Source organism: Shewanella surugensis (assembly GCF_023284005.1).
Classification (GTDB): domain Bacteria; phylum Pseudomonadota; class Gammaproteobacteria; order Enterobacterales; family Shewanellaceae; genus Shewanella; species Shewanella surugensis.
Genome location: NZ_JAKIKS010000284.1, coordinates 1 through 1,882, shown reverse-complemented (window position 1 = coordinate 1,882; position 1,882 = coordinate 1). Strand labels below are relative to the sequence as shown.

General features: G+C 36.3%; 1 protein-coding gene and 1 pseudogene. One reads left to right on the top strand and one right to left on the bottom strand.

Annotation, left to right across the window (positions count from 1 at the left end; genetic code table 11):
* Positions 1–698: 698 nt before the first annotated feature.
* Positions 699–1,637 (top strand): hypothetical protein, encoded by a 939-nt coding sequence (locus L2764_RS26955; RefSeq protein ID WP_248943408.1) that lies wholly within the window; start codon positions 699–701, stop codon positions 1,635–1,637.
* Between the two features lie 129 nt (positions 1,638–1,766).
* On the opposite strand, the pseudogene L2764_RS26950 reads toward L2764_RS26955, so the two are convergent.
* Positions 1,767–1,882, bottom strand: a pseudogene (locus tag L2764_RS26950) (IS5/IS1182 family transposase); the annotation flags it as partial.

Genomic DNA, 1,882 nt, shown 5'->3' with positions numbered 1-1,882 from the left:
GCGGTGCGCCAAGTCAGCGAAATAAGCTAAAAAAGGCGAGTTGGGACGATGATTACAGGGCAAAAGTTTTCTTTGGTTAATTATCCGACAAAGTATGCTCCCGCCCTGGCTTTTTATGGGCGTAATGCTGATAACGCAGTTCTGTGTAAATCTCTAAACAATTTAGCAATAGAAGGGGACAAAGACATCTATGTTGATATAACAGACCCTAATACTGACACTGTTTCTTGTTGGTAAATATACAACCCAAAATAAATCCTATAGTAAGCCGTTAACTCTATCTAAAGGCTTACTATGAGATCTGAATAGTAATCTCAACCCAAAATAAAATTTTTCCTAACTCACTTTAATTCGCAATAACGAGTGCCAGATACTTGTTAACTACATTTAAAAATCAATATCTTAATTACCCACTTATTTTCAACATTTGCTTAAAGCCAAGATGACTATATTTAGGTACACTGCTTAACCCTAATTAAGATTAATCATTTAACTTAGTTAATGATTCTAATTTTAAAGAGTAAAAAACAAACAACAATAAAACAAATAACACAATTAATTTTATATTTTCATTATTAGCAAACATTCCTCTCAAGTTATTATGCCTATTTTTGTAAATAAAAGGGTTTAAATTGTCAATAATATAAGATTGTGCAAATGTACTGTAACGATTAACTTATAAAAATTAAGATAAGATAATGATGAACTCAAGTAAGACTCACATTGATTCAACCCGTACATCACACTGCAAAACCTTACTTTACACATTAATCGCAACAGCAGCATTGGTATTTAACCTTCCGACTTTTGCAGCCGACTCATCAAGTACTGAAACTGAGCAAAGCAACATGGGTGGTCCTTATGTTATAGGGGGAAATGCAAATGAAAACAGCTTATCGGCTAATGCAGGCAAGGTTGCTGAATTTGGCGCTTATTATGCCAAAGCGCTTTTTTATTCCCAAATCATTCCTCTCACCCCCAGATTATTAAGACAATCAATGAAAGCCAATCTGGCATATGATGGCAATGGCGAGCCGCTGCCGCAAATGTATAACTATGTTATCGAAAATAATGTACTATATGTTGCAATTTGGCAACCTAGACAAGCAGCTTTAGAGAGTAATACCGATTGCAATCTCGATTTTGACAGACTATCTGGCTACATGCCTGATGCCTATGAAGCCGATAATAAAGACTGCCCTATCAATGTATACAGTGGCAAAGATGTGGGCATTGAAGATGCGGTCAGTAAACATTTTCTTATTTCTCAACTTGGTGGGGATGCGGGTAAACTTGAAAACTATGTTCCAAAAGAGTGGATACAAACAACGGTTGATTATGCGGGCGAAATTCATGTCTATCCCACTTATAATCATAACAAAGGCCGTTACCGCTATCAGTACACGATCAATTCTAATAGCGGTACCTATCGTCCGGATAATGGCAATAATAACCTTTGCAGTGAATCACAAGAACCACAAGTTAATTTAGATTATTTAAACGGTGCTGCAGATGTCTTCCACCGTATTTTAAAAAAATCGCCTACTAGCTTAGATGTCATTAATTATGGTGATGCAGGAGAAGTCACCACATCCATTGCTTACCCTTTAACGCAAACCTGTTACTCGATTAACTAACCCATCATGTAAATTATGCTCTCATTATTGGTTCACACAAAAATAATGAGAATAAATTTTCTTTCCACACCCTAGGGGGCGTTGACAATTACGCTAACCAAATCATAGAAGCAGCTAATTGAAGCGTCCCTAAATAGCCTTTCTCTCATAGCGCGTAGCCACTCTACGGAACTGTTTCAATTTTTGAAATAATCGTTCTACAAGGTTTCGCTCTTTATATAACTCAGTATCATGAATTCGGGGTT

What these genes read in the sequence shown, in the direction of transcription:
- L2764_RS26955 (WP_248943408.1), top strand. Translation starts at nt 699, where the DNA reads ATGATGAACTCAAGTAAGACTCACATTGATTCAACCCGTACATCACAC.